Origin of the sequence: Mesorhizobium sp. WSM2240 (assembly GCF_040438645.1) — a bacterium.
Taxonomy (GTDB): Bacteria; Pseudomonadota; Alphaproteobacteria; order Rhizobiales; family Rhizobiaceae; genus Allomesorhizobium.
Genome location: NZ_CP159253.1, coordinates 1,573,708 through 1,600,056, shown reverse-complemented (window position 1 = coordinate 1,600,056; position 26,349 = coordinate 1,573,708). Strand labels below are relative to the sequence as shown.

General features: G+C 63.8%; 31 protein-coding genes. 10 read left to right on the top strand and 21 right to left on the bottom strand.

The annotated features are described in order from the left end of the window. Positions 1–2: 2 nt before the first annotated feature. The 11 genes from ccmE to ABVK50_RS07595 form a co-directional block, all read right to left on the bottom strand. Positions 3–437 carry a cytochrome c maturation protein CcmE gene (gene ccmE, locus ABVK50_RS07645; RefSeq protein WP_353642128.1) on the bottom strand — a complete coding sequence of 145 codons (435 nt, stop codon included), beginning with the start codon at positions 435–437 and terminating at the stop codon, positions 3–5. A 6-nt stretch (positions 438–443) separates the two neighbouring features. Next, positions 444–1,574, bottom strand: a complete 1,131-nt coding sequence (ccmI, locus tag ABVK50_RS07640) for a c-type cytochrome biogenesis protein CcmI (RefSeq protein WP_353645990.1) — start codon at positions 1,572–1,574, stop codon at positions 444–446. Between the two features lie 153 nt (positions 1,575–1,727). Further along, the gene (locus ABVK50_RS07635; protein WP_353642129.1) at positions 1,728–2,186 is read right to left on the bottom strand and encodes a hypothetical protein; all 459 of its coding nucleotides are present in this window, start codon (positions 2,184–2,186) and stop codon (positions 1,728–1,730) included. Positions 2,187–2,298: 112 nt separating this feature from the next. Next, positions 2,299–3,669, bottom strand: coding sequence for an ATP-binding protein (locus tag ABVK50_RS07630; protein WP_353642130.1), 1,371 nt, complete (start codon positions 3,667–3,669; stop codon positions 2,299–2,301). 43 nt (positions 3,670–3,712) lie between these two features. Further along, positions 3,713–4,378, bottom strand: coding sequence for a response regulator transcription factor (locus tag ABVK50_RS07625; protein WP_353642131.1), 666 nt, complete (start codon positions 4,376–4,378; stop codon positions 3,713–3,715). Between the two features lie 71 nt (positions 4,379–4,449). Next, positions 4,450–4,746 (bottom strand): hypothetical protein, encoded by a 297-nt coding sequence (locus ABVK50_RS07620; RefSeq protein ID WP_353642132.1) that lies wholly within the window; start codon positions 4,744–4,746, stop codon positions 4,450–4,452. A gap of 106 nt (positions 4,747–4,852) precedes the next feature. Then, the gene (locus ABVK50_RS07615) at positions 4,853–5,059 is read right to left on the bottom strand and encodes a hypothetical protein (RefSeq protein ID WP_353642133.1); all 207 of its coding nucleotides are present in this window, start codon (positions 5,057–5,059) and stop codon (positions 4,853–4,855) included. Between the two features lie 40 nt (positions 5,060–5,099). After that, entirely contained in the window at positions 5,100–7,538 is a 2,439-nt protein-coding gene (locus tag ABVK50_RS07610; protein WP_353642134.1) for a glycoside hydrolase TIM-barrel-like domain-containing protein, read from the bottom strand. Then, positions 7,480–8,016: a hypothetical protein gene (locus ABVK50_RS07605; protein WP_353642135.1), complete on the bottom strand. Its 537-nt coding sequence runs from the start codon at positions 8,014–8,016 to the stop codon at positions 7,480–7,482. Before ABVK50_RS07605 ends, ABVK50_RS07610 begins: the two co-directional genes overlap by 59 nt. 373 nt (positions 8,017–8,389) lie before the next feature. Beyond that, the gene (locus ABVK50_RS07600; RefSeq protein WP_353642136.1) at positions 8,390–9,079 is read right to left on the bottom strand and encodes a hypothetical protein; all 690 of its coding nucleotides are present in this window, start codon (positions 9,077–9,079) and stop codon (positions 8,390–8,392) included. A gap of 704 nt (positions 9,080–9,783) precedes the next feature. Further along, entirely contained in the window at positions 9,784–10,221 is a 438-nt protein-coding gene (locus ABVK50_RS07595; protein WP_353642137.1) for a VOC family protein, read from the bottom strand. 492 nt (positions 10,222–10,713) lie between these two features. Here ABVK50_RS07595 and ABVK50_RS07590 point away from each other — a divergent pair, with 492 nt between their 5' ends. Then, a complete protein-coding gene (locus ABVK50_RS07590) occupies positions 10,714–11,019 on the top strand; it encodes a twin-arginine translocation signal domain-containing protein (RefSeq protein WP_353647020.1) in 306 nt (101 codons plus the stop codon). A 137-nt stretch (positions 11,020–11,156) separates the two neighbouring features. Here ABVK50_RS07590 and ABVK50_RS07585 read toward each other — a convergent pair whose 3' ends face one another. After that, entirely contained in the window at positions 11,157–11,798 is a 642-nt protein-coding gene (locus ABVK50_RS07585; RefSeq protein ID WP_353642139.1) for a dihydrofolate reductase family protein, read from the bottom strand. Positions 11,799–12,157: 359 nt separating this feature from the next. Between ABVK50_RS07585 and ABVK50_RS07580 the strand changes: the two genes are divergently transcribed. Continuing rightward, entirely contained in the window at positions 12,158–13,498 is a 1,341-nt protein-coding gene (locus ABVK50_RS07580; RefSeq protein WP_353642140.1) for a tlde1 domain-containing protein, read from the top strand. Between the two features lie 125 nt (positions 13,499–13,623). Further along, a complete protein-coding gene (locus tag ABVK50_RS07575) occupies positions 13,624–14,220 on the top strand; it encodes a DUF922 domain-containing Zn-dependent protease (RefSeq protein ID WP_353642141.1) in 597 nt (198 codons plus the stop codon). A gap of 28 nt (positions 14,221–14,248) precedes the next feature. Here ABVK50_RS07575 and ABVK50_RS07570 read toward each other — a convergent pair whose 3' ends face one another. Continuing rightward, the gene (locus ABVK50_RS07570; protein ID WP_353642142.1) at positions 14,249–14,533 is read right to left on the bottom strand and encodes a hypothetical protein; all 285 of its coding nucleotides are present in this window, start codon (positions 14,531–14,533) and stop codon (positions 14,249–14,251) included. Between the two features lie 100 nt (positions 14,534–14,633). On the opposite strand from ABVK50_RS07570, the gene ABVK50_RS07565 reads away from it, so the two are divergent. Then, a complete protein-coding gene (locus ABVK50_RS07565; RefSeq protein WP_353642143.1) occupies positions 14,634–15,854 on the top strand; it encodes a helix-turn-helix domain-containing protein in 1,221 nt (406 codons plus the stop codon). 9 nt (positions 15,855–15,863) lie between these two features. Beyond that, positions 15,864–16,496, top strand: coding sequence for a glutamine cyclotransferase (locus tag ABVK50_RS07560; RefSeq protein WP_353642144.1), 633 nt, complete (start codon positions 15,864–15,866; stop codon positions 16,494–16,496). 133 nt (positions 16,497–16,629) lie between these two features. Here ABVK50_RS07560 and ABVK50_RS07555 read toward each other — a convergent pair whose 3' ends face one another. The 6 genes from ABVK50_RS07555 to ABVK50_RS07530 form a co-directional block, all read right to left on the bottom strand. Beyond that, positions 16,630–17,322 carry an SCO family protein gene (locus ABVK50_RS07555; RefSeq protein ID WP_353642145.1) on the bottom strand — a complete coding sequence of 231 codons (693 nt, stop codon included), beginning with the start codon at positions 17,320–17,322 and terminating at the stop codon, positions 16,630–16,632. Positions 17,323–17,374: 52 nt separating this feature from the next. Next, complete coding sequence (locus tag ABVK50_RS07550; RefSeq protein ID WP_353642146.1) at positions 17,375–17,749, bottom strand: cytochrome c; 375 nt, start codon at positions 17,747–17,749, stop codon at positions 17,375–17,377. A gap of 86 nt (positions 17,750–17,835) precedes the next feature. Next, positions 17,836–17,958 carry a hypothetical protein gene (locus ABVK50_RS07545; RefSeq protein ID WP_353642147.1) on the bottom strand — a complete coding sequence of 41 codons (123 nt, stop codon included), beginning with the start codon at positions 17,956–17,958 and terminating at the stop codon, positions 17,836–17,838. Positions 17,959–17,970: 12 nt separating this feature from the next. Then, positions 17,971–18,411 (bottom strand): DUF411 domain-containing protein, encoded by a 441-nt coding sequence (locus ABVK50_RS07540; RefSeq protein WP_353642148.1) that lies wholly within the window; start codon positions 18,409–18,411, stop codon positions 17,971–17,973. A 26-nt stretch (positions 18,412–18,437) separates the two neighbouring features. Continuing rightward, a complete protein-coding gene (locus ABVK50_RS07535; protein ID WP_353642149.1) occupies positions 18,438–19,883 on the bottom strand; it encodes a multicopper oxidase family protein in 1,446 nt (481 codons plus the stop codon). A gap of 210 nt (positions 19,884–20,093) precedes the next feature. Continuing rightward, complete coding sequence (locus ABVK50_RS07530; RefSeq protein ID WP_353642150.1) at positions 20,094–20,432, bottom strand: hypothetical protein; 339 nt, start codon at positions 20,430–20,432, stop codon at positions 20,094–20,096. Positions 20,433–20,613: 181 nt separating this feature from the next. Between ABVK50_RS07530 and ABVK50_RS07525 the strand changes: the two genes are divergently transcribed. The 3 genes from ABVK50_RS07525 to ABVK50_RS07515 all read left to right on the top strand — a co-directional run bounded on the left by ABVK50_RS07525 (position 20,614) and on the right by ABVK50_RS07515 (position 24,001). After that, positions 20,614–22,770 (top strand): PBP1A family penicillin-binding protein, encoded by a 2,157-nt coding sequence (locus ABVK50_RS07525; RefSeq protein ID WP_353642151.1) that lies wholly within the window; start codon positions 20,614–20,616, stop codon positions 22,768–22,770. Between the two features lie 111 nt (positions 22,771–22,881). After that, positions 22,882–23,466, top strand: a complete 585-nt coding sequence (locus ABVK50_RS07520) for a DUF1214 domain-containing protein (protein ID WP_353642152.1) — start codon at positions 22,882–22,884, stop codon at positions 23,464–23,466. Next, positions 23,459–24,001: a DUF1254 domain-containing protein gene (locus tag ABVK50_RS07515; RefSeq protein ID WP_353642153.1), complete on the top strand. Its 543-nt coding sequence runs from the start codon at positions 23,459–23,461 to the stop codon at positions 23,999–24,001. The genes ABVK50_RS07520 and ABVK50_RS07515 overlap by 8 nt, the downstream gene beginning before the upstream one ends. Positions 24,002–24,060: 59 nt before the next feature. Here ABVK50_RS07515 and ABVK50_RS07510 read toward each other — a convergent pair whose 3' ends face one another. Continuing rightward, positions 24,061–24,240, bottom strand: a complete 180-nt coding sequence (locus ABVK50_RS07510) for a hypothetical protein (protein ID WP_353642154.1) — start codon at positions 24,238–24,240, stop codon at positions 24,061–24,063. Between the two features lie 180 nt (positions 24,241–24,420). Here ABVK50_RS07510 and ABVK50_RS07505 point away from each other — a divergent pair, with 180 nt between their 5' ends. After that, positions 24,421–25,347 carry a hypothetical protein gene (locus ABVK50_RS07505; protein WP_353642155.1) on the top strand — a complete coding sequence of 309 codons (927 nt, stop codon included), beginning with the start codon at positions 24,421–24,423 and terminating at the stop codon, positions 25,345–25,347. Between the two features lie 84 nt (positions 25,348–25,431). Next, on the top strand, positions 25,432–25,941 hold the full coding sequence (locus ABVK50_RS07500; RefSeq protein ID WP_353642156.1) for a hypothetical protein: 510 nt from the start codon (positions 25,432–25,434) through the stop codon (positions 25,939–25,941). Positions 25,942–25,974: 33 nt separating this feature from the next. On the opposite strand, the gene ABVK50_RS07495 is transcribed toward ABVK50_RS07500, so the two are convergent. Beyond that, complete coding sequence (locus ABVK50_RS07495; RefSeq protein ID WP_353642157.1) at positions 25,975–26,322, bottom strand: DUF1491 family protein; 348 nt, start codon at positions 26,320–26,322, stop codon at positions 25,975–25,977. Positions 26,323–26,349: the final 27 nt, after the last annotated feature.

Below are 26,349 nucleotides of genomic sequence, written 5' to 3'. Positions count from 1 at the left end.
GCTCAATTCTCCTGCCAGACGCCTTTGGCCTTCAGGCTGTCGGCGACCTCTTTCGGCATATAGGTTTCGTCATGCTTGGCCAGCACCGAGTCCGCGACGAATACCCCGGACGGCGAGAAACTGCCCTCGGTGATGACGCCCTGCTCCTCGCGGAACAGGTCCGGCAGGATGCCGACATACGTCACGGGAACGGAGCTTTCCATGTCGGTTACCGAGAAGGTGACCTCCGTTCCCTGCCCCCGCACGATCGTGCCCTTCTCGACCAGGCCGCCCAGCCTGATCCGCTGCCCCGGCTCCAGCGTTGCCGCCTGCAAATCGGCCGGCATATAGAAGAACGACGCTTTCTGGCCGAGCGCATAAAAGGTCAATCCCGTCGCAGCGCCCAGAAATGCGAGTGCGCCGGCGATCACCGACAGGCGTTTCTGTTTTCGCGTCATCCGTTGCTACTCCGTCGCCGCCACGCCGAGCGTTGCGGCAAATTCGGCGAATTTTTTGCCCTCTTCCGTGGCCGGCCCCAGCGCCTTCAGTCCGCGGTCGAGCGCGTCCTTGGCCTGGTCGGGCTTGCCCAGCACCATGTAGGAACGCACCAGCCGCGTCCAACCTTCCGGATCCTGCGGATTTTGCCGCAGTCTTTCATCCAGCCCCGCGACCATGGTCTCGATCATCGCGGTCCGGTCGGCGGCCGGCATTTCAGCCGCCTGGTCGATGTCTTCCTGGCTGGGACCCGCCGCCTCGCCGCTTTCGCCGGCCGCCACGCGGCTGCCGGCTGCCGCGATCGCCTGTTCGACCGCCTCGCGCCAGGGTGAATCTTCCGGCAGCCCGTCGGCCAGGGCGCGCCACGCCGCCCGCGCTTGTGCAATCTTGCCTTCCTGGGCTAGGGCCACCGCCAGGTAGTAGCGCGCCTTCGGATGGCCGGCTTCGAGAGCCAGCGCCCGCTCGAATGCTCCTTGCGATTCCGCCGAAACGATGCCGCCGGCCGCGCTCATAATCGCCTCGCCAAGGCCGGCTTCCCGGTCGGCGGTCGCGCCCAGCAGGCGGATAGCATTGCGATAGGCGGTCACCGCCTCAGCGGAGCGGCCGGTGCGCAGGTAGATCGGCGCCAGCACGTCCCAGCCGCGCCCGTCCGCCGGGTTGGCGGCAAGATGCGCCTCGGCGCGCGCCACGAGTTCGTCGACCGAGCTTTCGGCCGGGTTCTTCGCCAGCCTTTGCTCGAGCGGCTGCGACGGAATGTCTGGCGAGCCGATCGTCGCATAGATGCCCCAGCTTATCAGCGGGACCGCCAGAACGGCGGCCGCCCCGATGACCCGCCCTGCCCCGGCGAAGCGCGGAGCGTTGGCCGACTTGCCGGCGTCGAGGCGAAGGATGCGCCTCCCGATCTCGGCGCGCGCCTGCTCGGCCTCGGCGTCGCCGATCAGCCCGCGTGCGGCGTCGCGGTCGACCTCCAACAGCTGGTCGCGATAGACCTCGAGATCATGCGCGTCGGTCGAATCGGCTTTCGGCCGGCTGGCCAGCGGCAGCAGGACCGCCAGGCTGGCGCCGAAGGTCAACAATGCGGCAACGATCCAGAACAGCATGGTAATCTCAATAGCCAGCGCCGGCCTGCCTGCCAACATTGCCGGCCTGCGGCTGATTGACGGTTATGGCAGGGCGTCAGCCAGAGATGCGCCGGATTTCAACTCCGGAAGCGCGGGAAGCCGGCATTGCAAGCCGGCCTCACCTGAATCTAACTACGTCAGCGGCGTCCAGCTCCCGTCCGGATTGCGGCAGGCTGTGCCGCGCGCATTGCGCGACTGACCGGAGAAGTACACCGTATGGCTATACTGGCGGCAGTCCTGCGAGCCTACGCGATAGGGCTGCGCCGCGACCACCGTGCCATACCGGCCCGACCGGTCGCTCTTCCAGGTCGCGGGCTGGCCGCTTTGCGTGTATTCGAGCGCGCGGTACTCGGCTTCGAGTGCGATGCGCCGGTCGCGTTCATCCAACCCCGCGCCGATCTGCCCCCCGACAAGTCCGCCGTTCATCGCGGCGATGATCGTTGCCGCCACCTTGCCGCTGCCGTCGTCCCCGCCGGTTATCTTGTCGGCCAGTCCGCCCGCGGCCGAGACCACCTTGCTGTCGCCCAGCCCTGTCGTGGTGCAACCGGATACGGCAAGCATTCCGGCAACCAACGCCGCGCGAATGTTCATGCAAATCACCAATAGAGAAAAATGCCGCAACCGCAAAGAAGTGGCGTTGCGATAGTGACTATGTTTGGCCGAAATTTGGCCGGCGATGAGGCGGCAAGCATATGCAAAATCTCTACTGGACGCTGCGCAGCTGAACGATCGCCTTCAGGCCGCCTATGGCGGACCGCTCCAGCAGCAGCCGGCCGCCATATTCGTTGACCAGGTCGGCGACGATGGCAAGGCCCAGCCCGGTGCCCGGCTTGGTTTCGTCCAGGCGCCGGCCGCGCTTCAGCGCCTCGCGCGCCTTCTCTTCGGGAATGCCCGGCCCGTCATCTTCGATCGAGATGGCGAACATGCTGGAGGCGCCGTCCTCCAGCAGCTCGGCTGAAATTGTCACCGCGCTGCGCGCCCATTTCATCGCGTTTTCGAGAAGATTGCCGACGATCTCCTCGAGATCCTCGCGCTCGCCGGCGAAAATCACATCCGTTGCCGGCAGGCGCAGCGAGAGTTTTGTCCTGGGGTTCAGCTTTTCCATCACCCGCGCCATGCGCTTGAGCAGGGGCCCGACCGGCGTGCGATAGACTACGCTGTCGCGCTGGGCGGCGACGCGGGCGCGCTGCAGATAGTGATCCACCTGGCTCTGCATCGACGCCGCCTGGGCGGCGATCAGTCGGCCCTTGTCGCCGCCGAGTGCGCGGCCTTCGTTCAACAGCACGGCCAGCGGCGTCTTCAGAGAATGGGCGAGATTGCCGACCTGGGTGCGCGAGCGCTCGACGATGCGGCGGTTGTTCTCGATCAGCGCATTGGTCTCGTTGGCCAGCGGCTCGATCTCCGCGGGAAAGCGGCCGTCCAGCCGCTGCGCCGTGCCTTGCCGCACCAGAGCCAGCGAAGCGCGAACCCGTCTCAGCGGCCGCAGCCCCAGCAGGATTGCGGCCGCGTTGATGGCGATCATGCCGAAGCCGAACAGCGAGAGATAAGTGAACAGGCGCCACTCGAAGATGGCGATCTCCTCCTCGAGTTCACTGCGGTTGCCCATCACCCTGAAACGGGCGACGCGGTTCTGCGCATCGAGCACGAACTCGCTTTCGAGAACCTCCAGCTCCTCCCCCTCGATGCCCTCGATCGCATAATTTCGCTGGAAATCGATGTTGAAGGGCGCCTGCTGCGCGCTCGGCGAGGGAACCGCCCGCGTCATGGACGGCGAGCGCAATTCGCCCGTCAGGCCGCGCGAGACCGGCTCGACGGCCCAGTACCAGCCCGAATTCGGCCGTGAGAAGCGCAGATCGCCGAGATTGGGGCCGCCGGTCAGTTCGCCCGAAGCCGAAACGCCGACCGAGCCGATCAGATTGAACAGATGCGCCGAAAGCAGGCTGTCGAAGCCGCGTTCGCTGGTCTGGCGGTAAAGTGCAGCGATGACCGTGTAGATGACGACCAGCGCAACGATCGCCCATACCGTGGAGAAGGCGATGACGCGGAAGGTCAGCGAGCGCGGTCCAAAATTCATCGGCGTCGCTCGCCGTCGGGGCGCCTGCTTGAAGCTGCGTCCGTCACGCCTCCGGCTCGCGCATGCGGTACCCCATGCCGCGCACCGTCTCGATCATGTCGATGCCCATCTTCCGGCGCAGGCGACCGACGAAGACCTCGATCGTGTTGGAATCGCGGTCGAAATCCTGATCGTAGAGATGCTCGACCAGTTCGGTGCGCGACACCACCTCGCCCATATGGTGCATCAGATAGGCCAGCAGCCGGAATTCATGCGAGGTGAGTTTCAGCGGCACGCCGTTGACGTCTGCCTTGGAAGCCTTGGTGTCGAGCCGCAGCGGCCCGCAGGACAGTTCCGACGAAGCATGGCCGGCGGCGCGGCGGATCAGCGCCCTCACCCTGGCCAGCACTTCCTCGATATGGAAAGGCTTGGTCACGTAGTCGTCGGCGCCGGCGTCGATGCCCGACACCTTGTCGCTCCAGCGGTCGCGCGCCGTCAGGATCAGCACCGGCATCTTGCGGCCGCCGCGCCGCCAGCGCTCGACCACGCTGATGCCGTCCATCTGCGGCAGGCCGATGTCGAGCACCACGGCGTCGTATGGTTCGGTATCACCGAGGAAGTGGCCCTCCTCGCCGTCAAAAGCCTTGTCGACGACATAGCCTGCATCCGTCAGCGCTTCGGCAAGCTGCCGGTTCAGGTCCTTGTCATCCTCGACGACGAGTATCCGCATGGAATCACGTGCTCGTTGCTGCAGAAGCTTCAGGTATAAGAGGCTTTTCGCATCGGGGAAACAGCGACCGGTCAGTCGGCCGGAACGACGATTTCCCGCCGCCGCGGGCGCTGTCCTTCCTTGCCCGGCACGAGCACGACGATTACGCAAACGGGCCGTCCGCCCTGGCTCGACGAACTTGCCCGCGCCAGCGTGCCGCCGCTCTGCGCAGCGACCTGCTGGCCGATCGCGTAGCAGTCGGTCTGGGCCATGATCGTCGGCTCCGCCTGCTCCGGCGCCTCGAGCGGCGTGGCCGGAGCTTGCGTGGCGGCCATCGCCGCGCAGAGCGCGAGCGTTGCGGACCAGCGTATGGAACGTAGCGTTTTCATGCCGCCGGTTCTAACCCAAGCCTGCTGAACATGGAATGAACAGTCAAACAGCCCAGGGGCGGCGTCAAGCGGGGCGCGAGCCGATCCGATGCCGCCTGCCTGCCCCTCACCCGATCCTGTCCTTGGCCGAAAGCCGGCCGAAGATTGCGATCACGCCAGCCAGCGCTGTGACCGCCTGCAGCACCGCATCGGTCAGCGCGGCATCGTCGATCCCGGCTCCGGACATGCCCATCAGGCCCATCGCGGCAGTGAGGATCGTCACCAGCGACGCCCAGATGGTGCGCGACAGGTACCAGGGTTTGCTTGCGGTCATGAAATGCTCCTGTTGGTTGAGGCAAATTGTGAAAATCTGATTATGAGAGGATGAAACGGCGCGTCGCCGGAATCCCCCAGCCCGCGGCGGCGCTGAGCTGTCTGACGGTGACGTCGATCTCGACCGGCAAGCCGCCGAAATCGGCCAAGATGTCGACCGAGGGGTATTGCCAGTTCTGTTCCGGCGACAACGCTGTCCGGACGACCGGCCCGCCGGCCGCGGCGATCTCGATCCGGTAATCTTCCCGCTCCTCGCCGAGCGGGATTTCGCTTTGCACCCAATCGTCGGCGTCGATCCTGCCGCGCCTGATCCACGAAATCTCCGCCCCACCCGCGTTCTTCCGGCAGCGGAGATGGACCGGCGACAGCGGCAGTCGTGCGCGCAAGCCGCCGGTTTCGGTATGGGCGGAAAAATTCTCGCTGGAAATGTCCGCCTCGGAAGGCCCGATGCGCCAATTGAGCAGAAGCCCGGCCTCGCTGGCGCGAAGCCCGGCCGGCTGCACCGCATCGTCGAGCATGACGAAGTCCGCTCCGGCCGGCGCGCCCGCCGCCATGGCGTCGGAAGTGCCGAGCTGGCCGCGCAGCAGATTGCTCAGCCGCCACACGCCCGCCTCGATTTCTTCCGCGCTCTCAAACTGCACGATCTCCCATGCACCGATTGTCGAGCGGATGGCGGCTGCATTGGCGCCATTCAAGAATTGCAGCCGGCTGACGCTCGCCGCCTCGGCGTCGAAGAGCTCGATGATGATTGCCGTCGCCCGGTCGATCCGCCCCTCGAAGCCCGCAGGCAGCGGCTCGACCAGCACCCCAAGATCGGCAGGCTTGCCGACCGCCGCGCGGAAACCGAAGCCGGTATCCTCCGGCGATGCCAGGACGGTCTGGCTCCGCCACGGCTTCTGCCAGACGGCGACGCGGAACTGGTCCTGCGGCGCAGCAGAGCCGGACCGCGAAGGCAAATCGAGAAACAGCGCGTGCGGCTTGCCGGCAAGCGAATCTTGCGTCTGAACCGGGCCGAAGCCGGAGGGGAGCCAGGGGGATGGCGGCGTCCGCGCGATCTGCCGCGCCGTCACCCGCCTGACCAGGCCATCCTCGATCTCGGTTACGATGAAGTCGGAATCCACTTCCGCCGCCGGAAGGCGCAGAACGGCGCCAGGCCGGATGTCGGCACGGTGTTCGGCAATCGCGAACGTCACCTGTTCGCGTTCGGACCAGATGCGCCGCATCCAATCGTCGAGCAGCGCACGGCCCTGCCCGGTTTCCAGTACGCCGGGAAAATCGATCGTCTGCTGTCGGCTGCCGGTCGCGCCGAAGCGGACATTTCTCACCGCCGCCGTCTGATATTCGGCAAAAGGCTCGCGGAACGCCAGCACCAGTTCGACCGGAAGCTGGTGGTCGGGCGAGCGTACAGTCTCGATCACCGGATTGCCGCCGTCCGAAACGAGTTCGGAAATCTCGGCCGGCGGCGCATTTTGAGCGCCCCTGCGCCGGAAAACTAAACCCTCGGCTTCCTCGCACACTGCGAGGTCGAACAGCTCCACGATCGGTTCCAGCGCCGCGCGCGCCGAAGAAGGATCGGCGACGACGTAGCCGTGCAGCGTGCCGTCAGCGTGAGCCACGTCGGCTGCAGGTAATCCGTGGTCGGCAAGGATTGCATTGATCAGTGCGCCTGCATCCGGGCTGCCGAGCCGACCGTTCAACCAGTGACCGCAATGCCAGTTGCCGCCATCGGTCCAGCGGTCGCCGAGCGCCGGAAAGGCGGGAAACGGCCGCGCATCCCACGCCCAGACATAGACGCGTTCGATGTCGACCATGCGGCCGCCATAGACCGGCGACAGCGGGTTGTGCGCCTCCTCGAAATCCGCGTCCGCAGGATCCCAGTAGCTCGCATGCGCTTCGAGAAAGCGCTGCTGCGCCAGGTCCGACCTACCTGCGCCGGAAAAATAAGGAATCGCATTCTCCGCCGATTTCGGATCGGGAAAGACGTTGGGCTGGTTCGGCCCCTTGTCGACCGCCGGGCAGCCGAGTTCGTCGCACCAGGCGGCGTCGAATTGCGGCCCGCGCAGGCTCTCCGGATCCTCAGCCGAAAACATCAGCGCCACCGCGCCGCTATCCCAGACCAGCCTGCGCCGGCCGGCCTCGAAGCGCGGCCGGGGCTCGCGCGAAATCGTCAGGATGCCCGAAGGACCCTCGATCATCACCTCTCGCACATCGCCCAGCGTGTCGCCCACCAGCGCGATCCGCTCATACCCGCGTCCGCGCCGCGTGAAAGGCGGCAACCCGCGCACCAGCCCGTTCACCCATTCGGCGCCGAGCCTGGTCTTGCCGGCCCCGCGCCCGCCCATCACCACCCAGGTCGCCGGCCGCCGTTCCAGCGGATATTGCTTGGGCCGGGCGCGGCCGAACCATTCGGCGAGGATCCGTTCAACCTGCTCCTTCGGAATGTTCGCCGCCGCCCAGCCGTTCTGCGTAAGCCTGGGCAAGTTCGATAATTCGTTCGTCGACCCGTTCGAGCATTGCGGCGAGTTCGTCATCGCTTCTTTTCTGCTGTTCTGCCGCGGACGCCTGGGCGACCGCTTCCCACTGTTCCAGTATGCGGCCCATCGCCAGCAGCGCGTCGATGCGCCCCTTGTCGAGAACGCCGCGTTCGGCGAGTTCCACCATGCGCGCGAGAAGCCGCGGCAGCACTTCGGCCAGCCGCTTGCGCACGTCCTCGAGCGACATGCCCTCCGGCAGGTCGGCCAGCGCTTCCGCCCCGGCTTCGCCTTCCGGCGCCCCGCTCCTGGCTTCCGCCCCGGAACGCGTAAAGCGCCGCGTCTTCCAGTTGTCGCGGCGGGCGCGTTCGCGCAGCGTCGCGGGGTTGATCTTGCCCGCGGCCCCAAGCCGCGAAAATGTCGGGTTCTCGCCTTCGCGCAAGGCGCGCAGCGCCGCCAACTGCACAGGGCTGATTGCCGCAGGCATGATAGATTCTCCAATCTGTCCGTGATTTTGCTTGAACGCCAATGCCGGCCGATCTCCGCCGTGTGGGCAGGACAGAAGGGGGCGCGAAGGAATCTCCGCGTCCCTTCTCCCCTCCTGAGCTTGTCGAAGGAACTGCGGGAGAAGTGGCCCGAAGGGCCGGGGCAGCGCCTTACGCCCGCGGGCTTCCGCCCCGGCTTGCCGCTGCCCACACTTTTCCGACGATAGCGAGAACCTACCAGAGCACCGTCACGGTGTCAAGGATTATTTTCCTAATAATTGGCGCGAGCGGTTTATGAAGCGCTTGAGAAGGCCGATCCGGGAGCCTTCATGGGCGAGTTTGGTCTGAAGTTCGGCGTGACCGTTGATGGTAAATTCAACTTTGCAACGGTCGGGATGTATCCACGCGAGCGCCTGACAGAAGCAGATTGTAAACCGCGAGAAGCCGCTGATAGTTCTCGGGCGTAGCTTCGAATTTAAGGAGTTCTCCGCGCCTCGTCGTGTACATGGTGCGCCCATCAAAAGTATCTTGCATGATCATCGTAGACCCCTTGTTTTTTCTCACAGGTCCCTTGGACAGTGGCGCGCTATGCAAGTTCTTATCCACCTTCCGTCGAATCTCTGCCGAATGTGCGGTGGCGTGGCGAGTAGCTTCCCATTTGGGGAAATTCTTTTCGAATAGGGCAAGGGCGTTGGAGACGAAATCTGGCTCAACCAGCCAGGGCTTGATCGTTGATGCGTCCATCCATTCCCCAAAGCCGTTCAGCACCTCTCGAAACTGATACAGGGTACTGATAGCGTAAGTTGCTGCAATGGGTGGCCAGTGTTGGACAAGACTTATATGAGCAGGGATATCGGTGGACAGGCTATACCCGCTCTCGCGATCCTGTCGCATCAGGTCGTTAAGGATTGAGATGGAGTGCTCTGCAAGCGCGATGCTCGCACGCATTTTGCCTGTCTCGATGTATGCGGATAGAACTAAATCCCCTAGCGATCTAAGTTGGCTTTGCTGCTCTTCAGTCACGCCCGAGGTTACGAGCTGTCTAGGAGTTTGTGGTTCTTCCATTGGATGATTCCCCCCAAGCCAAACAAAGAAGATGAGCGCGAAATCGAAAAAGCGCCGCGATGATGCGCTGCGCCGCGCTCTTTCGACGCCGTCGAAACCTAAACAGGAAGCGGTGAAGCGGAAAGAGAGACGCCCGGATCGCTCCGGACGCCCCCATTAAAAGAAGATCGAGAGAATGGCCGCGATTCCAAATAGGCAGAGCGCGGTGTTCACTTTCACTTCTATCGTGACCTTGGGCTTCATGGGGAATCCCTCGGTCCGTGGCCACGGAACCAAAAGGTTTCGTGAGTCATGCCAGCGTTACGAATAAGCCGTCGTTCGCTGGTGTATCGGCCCACTCTTGGCGTTGTACTTCCGCCGCCAGTGGCCCCCATGCGTCTCCCGGAGATTGGTCCGTTGCCGGCCCATTTGAGAGGCGGGTCTTTCCAGTCCGGGCATGGGCCGCTGGTTTATCCGACTCCGGGTGACCGAACAGACGAGTGCGGGGCTTCATCGGGCCAGCGGTTAGCTAAGAGTGGGCTGAAATTTATTTGGAGTCGAGTCGTCGCTTCTTTCGCCAGCGCAGATACGCTTTCTGCGTCGTCAGTTTGTTGATACGTGAGCCACCTGCCGGCAGCGCCTCGGCTGAGCGCGGTTGAGGCGGATCGGCCTCGGACGCACCTGCTGACATTGGTCACTCTTCGCCATTTGTCTTCGTATTGCTCTCAGCCGAGTTCTTGGGCGAGTCCGATGAGAAGCCCTTCAGGCCCGCGGATGTAGCAGAGCCGATACGCGTCCTTATACTGGACGACTTCGCCTACGAGCTGCGCGCCGCGCGTGCGGAGCCTTTCAAGCGTCTCGTCGATATCGTCCACGGTGAACATGACGCGGAGGTAGCCTAGGGCGTTGACCGGGGCGTTCCGGTGATCTGCGACGACATGCGGCCTGAGGAAGCGGGAGAGCTCGAGCCGGCTGTGGCCGTCCGGTGTGCGCATCATGGCAATCTCGACATGCTGATCGCCCAGTCCAGTGACACGTCCGGCCCATTCTCCTTCGATCGTCGCCCGCCCTTCGAGCTCGAGGCCGAGTTCGCGAAAGAAATCAATCGTCCCTCCGAGGTCTTCGACGACGATTCCTATGTTGTCCATCCGCTTGAGCGCCATGTTCCAATCTCCAAGGTGTCGTTCCAACCTACAAGGTGTCGCCTGGTCTAACAACGCACGCTTGAGCCGCCCCCAACACCATAGATGATGACATGTGGACGTGCGGTCTTGTCCACATGTCTACAATTCTGCGAGCCGTGATAGCCACCGGCCGGACAGCGTCGTGACCCTGAGCGGTAGGGTTAAGGAACATTTCACCTTCGGCGCGGTTGAGGCTGTTGGCCCGTGATCCGGCGCGCCAAAACTGACGCCGGCGGGCTTTGGGAGGAAGCCATGATCCGTGCAAAGCCTTCACTCTATCTCTCACGCAGGCGCGCATTGCAGTTCGGTCCGGGGGCGACGCTGGCCGCGACGGCAGGCCTGCCCCGATTTCCCGGGCCTATGCGCAGGAGAGGATGAACGGCGCGCTGAAAAGCACTTGAAGCCGACGGGCGACGATGAAGTCCCCCGGAACAAGACGCGGGCCGATATCGGCCGCGCGGAGGAAACGTCATGAAAAAAGATGATAGCCATGGGTCGGCAGATGCTGGCGAAAGCCGAATGCTGTCGCGCCGAAAATTCCTGAAAGTTTCCGTGACCGGTGCAGCGATTGCGGGCGCAGGTGGTCTATCGGCCTGCGTCTCCGCAGTGCGAGGCGGAAAGACTTCCAAGGTCCTGGCGCTCTATCAGGACACCCCAAATCGCGGCCGACGATGCGCCGGGTGTACTTACTTCCGGCAGCCGAACGGATGCGAAATCGTCGCTGGCGAAATCAGCCCGAATGGCTGGTGCCGCTTCCACGAAGCGCGGGCGGCGTGACAAACTGGAGAGCGCAGGCGATGCGAGGCGGACGCTCGGAAGCCGCATGGCTTCGCCGATCGGCCAGAAGGCGGTTCTCGCCTTCTGGCGTTGGAAGAGAAGGGAGGAGATAGAGAAGTCGGCGTCAATATCCGCCCCTACCTGGTCAGCACGACATGGGTGGCGTTTTGCGTGGGAACGTGCTCGGTGCACCGGTAGCCGAGGCCGACTGTATCGATACCGGCGAAGAGGTGTTCGCCGGAGCCGAGGAGCACCGGCGAGATCGCAAGGTGCATCTCGTCGATGAGCCCGGCGCGCAGATACTGCCGGACGGTCGCCACGCCCCCGCCGATCAGCACATCCTTGCCATTGGCGGCCTGGACGGCGCGCTCGAGCGCCGCTTCGATGCCGTTGGTTACGAAGTGAAAAATTGTGCCGCCCTCCATGGTGATCGGCGAGCGCTCATGGTGCGTCAGCACGAAGACGGGGCAGTGATAGGGCGGATTGTCTCCCCACCACCCTTTCCAATTTTCGTCGGGCCAAGGTCCGCGAACCGGCCCGAACATGTTTCGGCCCATGATCCACGCGCCGATATTGGTGAAGGCGCGCGCCGCGAACTCGTCGTCGGCACCTGTCGTGCCGCCCTCTTTTCCGTGCACCTGCTGAAATGTGCGGGTCGGGATGAACCATTCGTGCAGCGTCTCGCCGCCTTTGCCGAGCGGGTCGTCGGGGCTCTGGTCGGGGCCGGCGCCGAAGCCGTCGAGTGACAGGCTGAAACAGCCAACGCGAAGTTTGGGCATGTTAGACTCCTTCCTGAAACTGATTGCGACATGCAACCAGTTTTGCTTATCGCATAACTGATCCTGTTTTGCAACCGGTTTTCTCGATGAGTGTGCATTGGATAATTAAGCGACGGTCGGCTGCCCGCCACGACAGCCCTCTCAGCCTTAAAAAAATCCCCGCCCGCAGAGATTAGAAATCCCGCAAGCAAAATTTAACCATATTTGCCCATCCTTTTTCAGTCAGTCGTTCAAGATGGGGACAATCCGGACGTCACGCAGCATCGGTCGCTTGCCGACCTGAAGCCCCTTTGCGGGATTGCCGGTTTGGGTATGTGTTTGTGAGTAAAGTCGTTCTTATACGGTCTTTGCACCGTATATTGCGTCCACTGCTGGTCACTTCTTTCGGCGCGGCCTTCGCTGTCGCCGCCGTGTGGTCGGTAGCCGGAACGGTCGCGCTGGGCAGCTCCGTCGTTTCCGGTCCTGCCAGCTTCCTGCCCAAGCCGCGCTTCCAGACAGCCGAAAGGATTGAGCCGCGATTGCCGGAGAGGCACGCCGAACCCGGCAAGGCGTCCAGGCTGCGCGCCACGGCCGCGCAGGCCCTGGTGACGGCGAGCGTCACCGCCGGCGGCCGCCCCTTCATGACCGCGAGCCTTACCGGCGATGCCCCTTCAATGGCCGCAAGCCTTGATGCCTCCGCGCCGAAATCCGCCCGCCTTCCCGACGCATCTGAAGGAACCGGCGCAAGCGGCGCGGCGCGCTTCGACGCCGTCGTGAAGAAAGCCGCGCTGACGTCCGAGAAACTAGCCGCACTCTTCGACCGATCAGCTTCCGCCAAGGCGCAACGCGCGGCCGCAAAGGCCGGCGCGCCCGCCGAGGAGCGGTTTGCGTCGCCGCCCAAGACAGCCCTGCCCATGCTGGCCTATGTCGATCCTTCGCCGAATGCAGCCGGCGCCGCTCTGTCGGCCTTGCTGGCAGACCCGTCGGAGGAAGACCTCGCCGCGTCGCAGGATCCGGACATGGACGACGCCGCCGCCGCCCTGCCGGATGCTGAAGACCTCCTGTCCCACCCGGTGCCGCAGCCTCGTCCGCGTGTCGAGCGGGCCGGCAAGCCTGACGCGGAGACTGAAAAGCCCCAAATTCGGCGGGCCGAGGAGCCGGCGGCGCCGAAGGCCGAGGAACGCCAAAAGCCGAAGCCGCAAAAACTCGCTTATGCGCGGCCGAACGATCCCACGGAAGAGAAATCCCGCGGCGGGTTCGGCAAGACGCTGCGGAACCTGTTCGGCGGCGGAACCAGGGCGGGAAATGGCGTGGCCGTCTACGACATCAGCGCCGCCAAGGTCTACATGCCCGACGGCAGCGTGCTCGAGGCCCATTCCGGCATCGGCAACATGGCCGACGACCCGCGTTACGCGCATGTCAAGATGAAGGGGCCGACCCCGCCGCACACCTATAACCTCAAGATGCGCGAAAAGCTCTTCCATGGCGTTGAGGCGATCCGCATGCTGCCAGTCGACGGCAAAAACAAGCATGGCCGCGACGGCTTCCTCACCCACAGCTACCTGCTGCGAGGCGGCCGGGCGGAATCGCATGGCTGCGTCGCCTTCAAGAACTACGACCGTTTCCTCACCACCTTCAAGCAGGGGAAGATCAAGCAACTGGTCGTGGTGCCGAGCGGCGGACGGGCGACTATGCTCGCCTCCAACGGCAACAGAATCTGATAATCACTGAGCCAGCGACAGTCATTCCCCCGCTCGTATGCCGGCCTGGATGGCCGGCATGCCCGGTTGAAACGCTCCGCTGCCCTACCTAACCTGCGGCTCCAACCAAAACGCCCGGAAATTGCGTGAAAATCACCATCCGACTTCTGCTCATCGCCGCCTGCATCGCCTCCTCGCCGCTCGCTGCCCGGGCCGAATGGCAGGCGGTCGAAAAGGTCGAGCCCTACTCGATCTTCGGTAAGTCCGGCCCCGAGCTTTACGCCTCGATCGGCGAGCGCGGGCCGAAGGCCGGCATCGGCCGCGTCATCGCCTACACCGATTTCAAGCTGACCTGGCAGCGCAAATACGAGCCGAAGGACGGCGCCTGCACGCTCGTCTCGGCCAAGCCGAAACTCATCATCACTTATAGGCTGCCAAAGCCCGCCGCAAAGCTCCCGCAGCCGGCGAAAAAGCTCTGGGAGACATTTTCAGCCGGCGTCCGCGCGCATGAAAAGGTGCATGGCGAATTTATCATCGACATGGTGAAGGCGATCGAGGCGGCGACGGTCGGCCTGTCCGTTCCCGACGACCCGGAATGCCGCAAGATCAGGGCCGAGATGACGCAACGCCTGTCTGCACTGTCGCTGGCCCAGCGCCAGAAGAGCCGGGATTTCGACCGCGTCGAGCTTTCGAACGGCGGCGCCGTCCACCAGTTGATCCTCAATCTGGTGAACGGGCGGTAGAAGATTGCGCCGAGTGGCCGTTCCCGCTTCATCGGCTGGAGAAAAGTCTCAGCCAAGGCGCCGAATGGAAGGCGCTCATCAGCAGGTACATCGGGACCATTCCGCCCAGCTGCCACATATCCCGCGCGGCCGAGCAGATATCGGCCGGCACGCCGTCAAGTACGCCCGTCAGCAGCGCCATAATTGCGAAGGTCGGCGCAGCCGCCAAGGATAGCCACTTAGCCGCGCCGCTTGTCGCGGCGTTGTCGCTTGAGACACCGGCCGATCCGGTGCCTGCCAGCATTTTCTGCGCTTGGTTGGCGTGGAGTGTCATCGAAACGTCAGTCCTGGCCATACTCGTGCTGGTTGATTGTCCCGAGGTAGGTTAGTGACGGATATCGAATGACGAGAGTAACAAGTGTGACGGGATCCCGATGGACTCGCTGATCACGGCCGCGGCGCGCGCACTTGCGGCAGGCGATCCTCTCGGCGCATTGAAGCGGGTTGCGCTGCGTGGCGATGCACCTGCGCTCGCGCTCAGAGGCATCGCGATGGCGCAGCTCGGCGATCTTGTTCGGGCCAAGGCTCTCCTCAAGAGCGCCGCGCGCGCGTTCGGCCCAAAAGAAGCGGTGGCCCGCGCCAGATGCGTGGTCGCCGAGGCGGAGATTGCGCTCGTCGCGCGCGACCTTGGCTGGCCGGCGAAGGCGCTTGATGCGGCGCGGGCGACGCTCGAAGCGCATGGCGACCGCGTAAACGCAGCGCATGCGCGCAATCTCGAGGTCCGGCGACTGCTCCTGATCGGTCGCCTCGACGAGGCCGAGCGCACGCTCGCCGGGCTCGATCCCGCACCGTTGCCAGCAGCGTCGAGGGCCGCGCACGAGCTGGTGACGGCAGGAATCGGTATTCGGCGTCTGCGGACGAAGGCTGCGCGCGCTGCGCTCATCCGGGCCGAGCACGCCGCGCGCGAGGCGGATATACCCGCGCTGACGGCAGAGGTCGAAAGTGCATCGCTTGTCATGAACACGCCCGCGGCGCGCCTGATCGCGCGTGGCGAGGAACGCCCTCTCCTGCTTGAGGAGGTCGAAGCGCTGTTGGCGTCAGGGGCGCTCGTGGTGGATGCGTGCCGCAATGTTGTGCGCGATGAAAGGCTGGTAGTCTCGCTCGCAACCCGTCCGGTCTTGTTCGCGCTTCTCCGCGCGCTGGCCGAAGCATGGCCGCGAGATGTGTCGAGGAGCACGCTTGTCGCACGCGCCTTCAAGGCCAAACACACCGATGAATCGCATCGGGCGCGGTTGCGCGTCGAAATCGGGCGGCTGCGCGTGGAGCTTCGCGCGCTTGCAGATGTGAGTGCCACGAAGCAAGGCTTTGCGCTGGCGCCGCGCCGCGCCCCCGAGATCATCGTGCTGGCGCCGCCCGTCGAAGAGCAGCATGCGGCGGTGCTCGCCTTGCTTGCCGACGGCGAGGCTTGGTCGAGCTCGGCCCTGGCGATTGCGCTCGACGCAAGCCCGCGCACCGTGCAGCGCGCGCTTGAGCAGCTTGCGGCAGCCGGCAAGGTGCAGTCGTATGGTCGCGGGCCGGCGCAGCGGTGGATGCCTCCGCCCGTGCCGGGATTCCCGACAACCTTGTTACTCCCCGGTCCGCTGCCGGGCGATTAGGATAGGGGCATGAAAAAATCTGCAGCCGAAATCCTCCGTGAATATGGACCTTTCCCCGGTGCGGACAGCGTCCACGGCGTCACCTTCGACGGTCGGCACGTCTGGTTTGCGTCCGGAGACAAGCTCAATGCCTTCGATCCTGTGCGCGGTGAGACAGTGCGCTCGATCGATGTCGCCGCCCATGCAGGAACGGCCTTCGACGGCCAGCACCTTTTCCAGATCGCCGAGGATCGCATCCAGAAGATCGATCCCGAAACCGGACATGTGCTCGCCACGATCCCGGCGCCCGGCGGCGGCGAAGATTCGGGGCTGGCCTGGGCCGAAGGGTCGCTCTGGGTCGGACAATATCGAGCGCGCAGAATCTACCAGATCAATCCTGAGACGGGCGCCATTCTTCGCACCATCTATTCCGACCGCTTCGTCACCGGGGTGAGTTGGGTCGATGGCGAGCTTTGGCATGCCACATGGGAAGACGATCGGAGCGATCTGAGGCGAGTCGACCCTCGAACGGGTGAGACTCTGGAGAGGCTCGATATGCCGCCTGGAACAGACGTGTCGGGGCTCGAGTCCGATGGCGGCGATCAATTCTTCTGCGGAGGAGGACGGAGCGGAAAAGTGAGAACCGTCCGCCGACCCAAGTGAGGTCCCGCGGACCGAGCGACTCCGAAACCTCACCGGTTCGGAAAGGAAGCAGCGGGCGCGGCGACGGAAAGAACAGGTTTCTAAGCGGATAAATCAATTCCGCACCCGACTTATGCAGCGGCTACGCCCAAACTCATCGAAACATCGCCTTCAGGCTTTCCCACCAGCCGGTCTCGGGTTTCGCCGGTTTCTGGACATTGTTGGTGAGGCCGTTGATATACATGACCATGTTCAGCGGATCGAAGCGCAGGCCATGGAATTTTGCGGCAAAGCGCCCACCGCGATCGATGACATGCGTGACGGCTCCGTGCATCTGCTGACCACCCTCCAGCGGTTCGAAACGGACGTCGTATTCCTCCGACAGTTTTCGCGTCGCGTCCTCCGGCTGGCCGGGAAGCTTGGTGAGAAACATCCAGTTCTCCGCGTTCAGCCCATGCGCCCGACCATAGTCCTTGAGCACGGCTGCTGTGTCCTTGGCCGGATCGGTCGTGACGGTCAGGAACTGCACCCTGTCCTTCATCGGGGTGGCGTTGATCTTTTCCTGGATGTTGGCGATCACCTCCGAATGAATGGGACAGAAATCCGTGCAACTCGCGAAGATGAAGTTGAGCACGACGATCTTGTCGGAAAAATCGGATAGGCGGACTACCTTCCCTTCGAAATTCGCGAGTTCAAATGGCGGTGCGGCCGGCTCATCGATCGCCTGGAAGAATTTCTCTTCGCTGCCCATCATCTCGTCGAGATCGGCCCCAGGATGGTGAGCCGACACGGGCCGCACAAGAGCTGGCAGCAGAAACAGCGCTAGAAGGAACGGTTTCATTTTCATGGCCGGACTTCTCCGCCGAAAGTATGTGCCGCGCAAGCGGTCAGGTCTGCTCTCACTGTGTCTTCTCCCGTTCCCGGCGGCTCATCTCCGCCTGATAAGCGCGCTCCCGTTCCGGCCAGGTACTTTTGATGAAAGCGAGAATTGCCCGGATATCCTCGTCGCCGAGGATTTCCCCGAAACCCGGCATGTCGCTTTCGTAACCGCCGCCGACGATGGCCGCCGCCCCTTCCTTGGTGACGCGGAACAGCACGCCGTCAGGATGGTGCCAGGTGTGACCGGAAGCGTCGTGCGGCGGCGCCGGCAACCTCCCTGAAGGCAGCGGACTCTTCCAGTTGGGCTGCCCTTCGAGTCTGGCGCCGTGGCAGGCGGCGCAGTGCTTGGCATAGAGCTTCGCACCCCGCGCGATCGCGGCGCCGTCACCTGCCATCCGATCGGCAAGCCAAGGCCATGTACCGGCTAGTCCCAGGCCGACCAAGGCTAAGCCCAATACCGGAAAGAGAACAGGCGCCCTTCTCATTTGCCGCTGAGGAACAGATATTTGACGAGCGCCGCCACCCCCAGGACGAGCACAAGCACCGCGAGCAGCCACACAAAGCCCATGCCCCACATCATCATGCCGTTCATGCCTTCCATCATCAGACCGCGCTCCTATTCCTTGGTGTAGACGCCGCCGACGCCGCCGGATTTCTGGATTTCCAGCATCTCGAACGGGCCTTCCTTCGCGCCGCTCATGCCGGGCGACCCCATAGGCATGCCGGGCAGCGTCACGCCTTTGATGTCGGGGCGTTCGGTCAGAAGCTTGTTGACCGTTCCGACCGGCACGTGGCCGCTGACCACATAGCCGTCGATGAAAGAGAGATGGCAGCCCTGGGCGTCGTCAGGAATGCCGGCCTCGCGGCTCATGGCGGTGAGGTCGTGCGTAGGCTTTACGGTGACCGCAAAGCCGTTTTCCCGCAGATAGTCGGCATAACCCTCGCAGCAGCCGCATTGTGGGTTCTTGTAGAGGGTAACATCCTTTTCACCCGCCAAGGCCGGACCGGTACTAGAGAGCAGAGAAGCAAGGACGAGAGTTTTCACGATATTCGACATGTCTTTTTCCTTTCGGGTTTTGGAATTCAGGCGACACGGATGACGCCCATCATGCCGCCGGCCTGGTGTTCGAGAACGTGACAGTGGAACATCCAGTCGCCCGGATTGTCGGCGACAAAGGCGATCTCGACCTTCTCGCGCGGTGAAAGCAGCACCGTGTCCTGCCATTCGCGGCGGCGGGTGGGCTGGCCGTTGCGGGAAATCACCCGGAACGAGTGGCCGTGCAGATGCATCGGGTGATGCCACGCCGTCGCATTGGTCATGGCGATGACGTGGCTCTTGTCCCGGGCGAGCGTCAGCATCGGCTTCATGACATGGCTGCCTTCGTCGGCGGCGACGCCGTTGATGAACCAGGCGGCGCCGGAGTTCATCATCCGCATCATCCCTCCCATCATCGAATTCATGTCGCCCATCATGCCGCCCGGCTTCATGTCGCCCATCATGCTGCCCGGCGCGCCCGGGCCCATGCTCTCGCCCATGTCCTGCGCCACCATCTCGCCCATCATGCCGCCATTAAAGACGACTTCGTTACGAGACGCGGTCTCAAGGTCCGGCTCCGGCAGCGGATTGGCCGGCAGTTCCATCGGCCAGTCAGGCGCGCGCTCCCGAAGTGGACCATCGGCATAAGCGAGATCGACCAAGCGGTATTCCAGCCCTTGATAGAACCGGTCGACGACGGAAACCCGGCTGCCCGGCTCACCCGTCATGTTGACGATCAGATCGGCGCGCATGGCCGGCCCCAGCACCACCTGTCCGCCGTCCGGCGCGTGCGGCGTCACCGGCTGGCCGTCGAGCGCGATGACGATCGGCTCATGGCCTGCAAAATCGAGGCTGAAGATGCGGGCATTGGCGGCGTTGATCAGCCGCAGGCGGATGCGCTCGCCCTTGCTGACGGCAAAGCTGTCCGGAACGCGGCCGTTGATGGTGACCGTATTGCCGACGCGGCCATTGTGATGGATGTCGTGCATGTTGCCGAAATCGTCGCTGATCTGCGCCGACTTGGTCAGCCGCCAGTCGCCGAACACCCAGGTCACGTCGCGGTCGACGCGCACTGGTTCATTCTCCTCGACGATCAGCGGCCCATAAAGCCCGCGCCCGACCTGCTCGAAGCCGCGCTGGTGCGGGTGATACCAGAACGTGCCGGCGTCGACCGCGTCGAACTCATAGACGAAGCGCTCGCCCGCCCCGATCGGCGTCTGGGTCAGATGCGGCACGCCGTCCATTGCGTTCGGCACGCGCACGCCATGCCAGTGCACGGTCGTTTCCTCGGCAAGGCCGTTCTCCACCTCCACCCGCAGGCGCTCGCCCTGGCGGACGCGTATTTCCGGGCCGGGAACAGCCCCGTTATAGCACCATGCCGGCGTCTCGCCGTACGGTTCCGGCACAAGCGACACCCGACCGGGCGCAGCCCTCAGCCGGACCTCGCGCACAGCCGCGGCATTGGCTCCGGGCTGCCGGAGCAAAGATAGCATTGCACTCGCCGCCCCCGCGGCCGCCGATGCAACAAAGGCTCGACGCGTCAGCGCCGGCATAGAAAATCTCGACATGGATTGACCTTTCCTGAAAGTCAGCCGTTCATTCGCAGCGCGCGTCGGAAGACGCCCATGCGGAACTGCGGTCGCTGGTGGCAAAAATTCGCCAGCGATCGCCAACGCCGGCAGCCGGGCAGGCCCGGCCGGACGTCAGTTCAGGAAGGTGGTTCGTGGCGGAGAAGGGTCGGGCGACCCGACGTGACCGTCCGGCGCTTTCAGCGCAGGGCGCGCGATACTGGAGGCCACGAACGGCAACTCAGCGCCGACGGCTGCCGGAATTCCGACGAAAGGCGTCAGGCAGACTTGTCCGCATGTCGAGGTAGTACCGTCGTTATCGGGGCAGCCTTCGCAATCGCCCATGTCTCCATCGGCCATAGTGGAAGCAGACATAGCCAGTGCCATGCTCGTCGTACGCGCTGCATGCGCAACCGTACCCAGGGCGAATGCCGCGAGCAGGACGATTGCTAGGATACGGGCAAGCCTTTCCATGGCAAATATGCTATCCTGTTTCCGCATTATGTCCAGCTACAGGCTGTCGCAGGCGATCGTCACATCTTTACGATATTTCGCGTCCGCGCCCGCCGGAACTGGATTTCGCACCGCCGCAATCCTAAAATGATAACAAGGGCGTTTTCGCCCGCGCGAAACCGCTTGCCCGGACACCGACTGCATGGACGACCCGTTCAAACCGCAGAAATCGAAAAGCCCACGGGCGGGCAGGCTTCTGGCGATTGACGCCTGGATTGATTCCACCCTCTACGAGGCTGGCTTTGCAGCGCGGGAATTCTGGGAAAACCTCACCATCTTCTTTCGCCATTTCCGCCTTTCGGGCTGGCGGCGCGGGGTCATGGAACTCCTGAGCGAAAGTTTCACGCTCGGCGCCGCAGGCTCGGTGGTGATACTGGCGCTGGCCCTGCCCGCCTTCGAGGAGACCCATGGCGACTGGCGCGCCCAGGACGATTTCGCCGTCACCTTCACCGACCGCTACGGCAACGAGATCGGCCAGCGCGGCATCATCCAGCGCGATTCGGTGCCCGTCGACGAAATGCCGGATCACGTCATCAAGGCGGTGCTCGCCACCGAGGACCGCCGCTTCTTCGAGCACTACGGCATCGATTTCGCCGGCCTGATCCGCGCAATGTCGGAAAATGTGCGCGCCAATTCCGTCGTCCAGGGCGGCTCCAGCATCACCCAGCAACTCGCCAAAAACCTGTTCCTGACCAATGAGCGCACCGTCGAACGCAAGATCAAGGAAGCCTTCCTGGCGGTCTGGCTGGAGATGAACCTGTCGAAGAAGGAGATCCTGCAGCTTTATCTCGACCGCGCCTATATGGGCGGCGGGACCTTCGGCATCGCCGCGGCCGCCGATTTCTATTTCGGCAAGACGGTCAAGGATCTGAACCTCGCCGAGGCCGCCATGCTTGCCGGTCTGTTCAAGGCGCCGGCCAAATACGCACCGCACATCAACCTTCCCGCGGCTCGCGCGCGAGCCAATGTGGTGCTCACCAATCTCGTCCACAGCGGCTTCATGACCGAGGGCCAGGTGCTTTCGGCGCGGCTGAGGCCCGCCGGCATCGTTGACCGCGGCGAACTGAACAGCCCGGACTATTTCCTCGACTGGGCCTTCGAGGAGGTCAAGCGCGTCGCCGCCAAGTCCGGCGTGCATTCCATGGTAGCGCGCACCACCATCGACATGAACATACAGCGGGCGGCCGAGGAATCGCTCGAATTCCATCTGCGCCAGCACGGCAAGGAATACCGCGTCACCGAAGGCGCAGTGGTGGTGCTCGAAAACAACGGTGCGGTGCGCGCCATCGTCGGCGGCCGCGACTACGGCCACTCGCAGTTCAACCGCGCCACGCGTGCGCTACGCCAGGCCGGCTCATCTTTCAAGCCATATGTCTACGCGACCGCGATGGAAAACGGGTTTAAGCCGGAATCTGCCGTTTCCGACGGTCCGATCACCTGGAACGGCTGGTCGCCGAAGAATTATTCGCGCGGCTATTCGGGCCGCATGAACCTGACCACCGCGCTGGTCAAGTCCATCAACACCGTGCCGGTACGGCTCGCCAAGGATCATCTCGGCGTCAAGCCGATCGTCGAGATGGCGTATGCAATGGGTGTGGAATCGTCGCTCGAAGTATTCAAGACGACAGTGCTCGGCACGTCGGGCATGACGGTCATGGACCAGGCGACCGGCTACGGCACCTTCGCCACCGGCGGCCTTGCCGGCCTGCGCCACGGCGTCACACAGCTTCTGACCCATTCCGGCGAGGTCGTCTATGACTGGGAGCGCGACGCCCCTGCCCCCAAGCGCGTGCTTTCCGAACAGGCGCTTGCCGCGATGAATTCCATCCTGGTGCAGATCCCCGAATGGGGCACGGCGCGGCGCGCAGCCCTTCCCGGCATCCGCTCCGCCGGCAAGACCGGCACGACGCAGTCCTACCGCGACGCCTGGTATGTCGGTTTCACCGGCAACTACACGGCCGCCGTCTGGCTCGGCAATGACGACTTTTCGCCGACCAACGACATGACCGGCGGTTCCCTGCCGGCGATGATATGGCAGCGGCTGATGACCTATGCGCACCAGAACATCGATCTCAAGCCCATCCCCGGCATCGAAAATCCGTTCGTCGATCCGAAACTCGTGGCCAAGGCGAAGGAAAAGGCCGGCGAAGGGGCGAAAGAGGCTTCAGCGCCCGTCATCGAGCGGCCCCCGGTGCTTTCGTCGACCACCACGCGTCTTCTGAGGCAGATGTCGGAGACATTCCGCTCCGCTCCCGTCATCGAAGCCCCCGCCGAACCCGAAACCCTGTCGGCCCTGTAAGGCAGCCGACGTCGTGGAAGGAGAGCAGTCCTCCCCATCGAGGCGTAACGGCTTGCGCCCCGCGCCTGTAACGCGCTACTCGAACGACGATCCCTCCCGCCGGCGCGCCTGATGCTCAAGACCGCCTTCCTCACCCTTTTGACCCTGGTCATCGCCATTGGCGGCGGAACCGCTAGCCTATGGTATGTGCTCAGGGCCCAGGACGGCGTCGGCGCAGTCACCATTGGCGGCTGGACCGCATTCCCCGATATCGGCACGCCCAACGCCGATCCCTATTCGAAGGCACGCGTGGCGCGCGAGGGCATTCTGTCGCTCGGCCGCGCCGAGGGCCTGGCCTTCGCCGTCGAACGCGACGCCGATGGCGCGCTGCTCAGGCGCGAATGCTCCTATCGCATCGAGGGATCCACTCCGCCCGCCCGCTTCTGGACGCTCTATGCCGCCGATGGTGCCGGCCGCGCCATCAAAGCCGTAGACGGCCGCGAATCCGCGCTCCACTCGCTCGAACTCCTGCGCCAGCCCGACAATTCCTTCGTAATAGCGGTCAGCAGCCGTCCCGCTCCCGGCAACTGGCTGACGGTGTCGGGCTCCGGCGCGATGCGTCTTGTGCTGACCCTCTACGACACGCCGATCGCCGACAGCACCGGCATAGCCGAGGTCGAACTGCCGCTCGTTGTAGAGGCTGGCTGCGATGGTTAGGCTCCTGTACGCCATCCTGCTCGGCCTCCTCGGCGCCGGCATCGTCCATATCGCCATCCTGCTGCTTGTTCCCGAAATGTCGGAGCGCGATGCCTGGTCGCGCCTGGCGATGGCGTCGGACCTCTATCGGATGACGCGGATCGATCCCGAGGTCGGAGGATCGGCGGCGGTGGGCTCGGTCGACCCGCTTTTCCGCGCGGCGGCATGCCGCTTCGATCTCTCCGACGGCATGGTTCGGGTCAGCGCGCCCGGCAATGTGCCGTTCTGGTCGGTCTCGGTCTACGATCGCGGCGGTCAGAACATCTACTCGTTCAACGACCGAACCTCGGCCACCGGCCTGCTCGATTTCGCCATCCTCACCCCTGCCCAGATGATCGAATTGCGCAAGGATCTTCCCGAGGAGCTGCAGCAAGCCATTTTCGTCGAAGCACCTCTCGACGAAGGTATCGTCGTCATCCGCATCTTCGTGCCGGACGAAAGCTGGGAAGAGGTCGTAAACCGCTACCTTGCCGGCATCACCTGCACGCTGATCTGATCAGTCTCATACGACCAGGTGTATTGAGCTCAGGTCAGGCCGGCCTGAATCGACCGGGTTCAGTGCTGCGGCTTGATCTGCTTTGGCAGACCGAGGCCGGGCCGCGAAACGGCGTTCTGGCCCCCCGGCCGCTCGTAGCGAACCCCTGGAAAGATGATGACGGTAGCGGGCGTGCCGGCGGCCAGGCCAGGCCGGCTCGCGCCTGCTCTCTTCTGCACGAATGAAACTATGCTGCCCATGACTTGCGAATTCCCTCTCGGTTGGACCGGAGCAACCACGCAACGCCTCCGCTTCGATTAAGGGCGCAGAGAGTTAACAGTCTGCTAACGGATCGGGGCTAACTTTATCGTCGCGATCGTGCTCGCGGGTCGGCAAAGTCCGGCGGCGGCGGCGCAGCGTGTTTCGAGTAGGCGTACCCGGTGTCAGCATCCGATTTCAGGCAGATCGCCATCAAGGGCGAAGCGCGCAAGGCCGAGCGGCTGTTTCGCGCAGCCGTATCCGCCTTCTGCTCGCTCACCCGCCCGTCGCGCCGCGAAATCGCACAGCTCGAAGACCTCGCTCTGCCGCTCTTCGACATGGTTTCGGTCGAGTCGCGCCGGTTCGTCGCCGCCGCCCTTTCCGAATGCGAAAGCGCGCCCAAGGCGCTGGTTGATCGCCTCTGCGCCGAGCCGGTCGACATCGCAGCGCCCCTTCTCGTCCGGTCCAGGGCGCTGAGCGATATCGACCTGATCGCGCTCATCGGCCGCCACGGCCTGCCGCATGCACGCGCCATCGCCCGCCGGCCCGGCCTGAACCAGACCATAGCCCATTTGATCCGGGCCCTTGAAAGGCGGGCGCCGGGTAGCGTCGGGACTGCGCCCGAACCTGTCGGCAAAACCACAATCGCTAACGACGAGATTCCCGCCAATCGCGGCGACGCCGCCGACAATGTGCGCCGCCGCCTGCGCTCCATGATGTTGCCTGCACGCAGCGACGGTGATCGCGAACCCACCGAGGATTCCCGCTATGCAAAGCTCAGCGCCGCGGCGCTTACCGGCAACCCTGCTCTCTTCCAGGCTGCGCTCGCCAATGCGCTCGACATGGACGCGGCCGTGGCGCGCTCCACCGCTGATACGTCGAGCCATGCCGCACTGCTTGCAGCGTTGCGTGCGCTGGATCTTGCCGAGGAACGTGCTTTCCTCATTGCCGCCGCGGTTTTCCCGGGGCATTTCGCGCATGCCGAAGCGATCCGGCTGTTTCTCGAGCGCTACCGCGCGCTTGACCGCGACGCGGCACTCGACCGTGTCCGCAACTGGCGGATGGAGGCCGCGGCCTTGTCGGTCCGGAGAAACGCGCCGAGACTGTGATGCAGCTTCCGGTTGGAACTACTACCAAAAGTTTAAACGCGATGATATGTTGCAATCTCTGATACATTCAGAGGGGGTGGCGACATGGAGAAATTGGTTTGGCCGGCCGCATTCGTTGTGTTCGCGGTCATCGGGATGGTTCTGTTCAAGAGTGACATCTCGGCGATGATAGCCCGGATAGCTGCCATAAACGGGAACGGCATAACTCTCGTCCAACAGATAGACAATGTCGACATTAATTTGACAGTTAAATCTGCTGATGAATTGACCAAAGCACGAGACGCCCTTGCCAGCAAAGCTCGCGATATACTTGGTATGCATCCGGTGACGCTCGCCTACTTTGTTCGAAGCGCCGATTGCTCTTTCTGGAACGCTGCAGAAATATCCAAGAGCAAGCACGACAGCTATATCAAGGAACTGAGCACGACCGAGCTATCCGATGTCTATCTCGTCGACAATCAGGAGACGAAGAACGGCTTTGGCGGGCCGGGGATTCAAGTTGTTCACCGTAACAAGGGCAAGTTCTTGCTTATGGCTTTTGGGGTCGAACCGGATCCATGCCATCCCGCTAATGGCGCCACCGTCTATCGCTGAGCATGAGCGGCCGCACAATAGGATTTTGTCAACTTAGAACCTGACAACCGGGATAAGTTCTTCAATAGGCGTATCGCCCGCTTCCACCTCGACGATCCAGACATCGGGATCGAAGCGCGCTTCCTTTTCCAGCCGCCTGTCCAGAGCTTCTGCAGCGTCACCCTGGTGCACCGGCGTGAAGCGCCGCTCGTCGGGCCGGCTCTCGTCGTAGCTCGTCTGCGGGGCCGGACCGTAGAGGCTGGCGTCGCCGAGCCGGCCGCGCGCAATAACGAATACCGCACCGGCCTCGGTTGCCCCGCGCTTGACCACTGCGGCGAAGCCGCCTGCGGCGAAGATCCGCCGCACAAGCGCGGAAACGAACAGATCGGTGGTGACGCGCATTTCGCGGGAGCTTTCCGTTGGATGAAG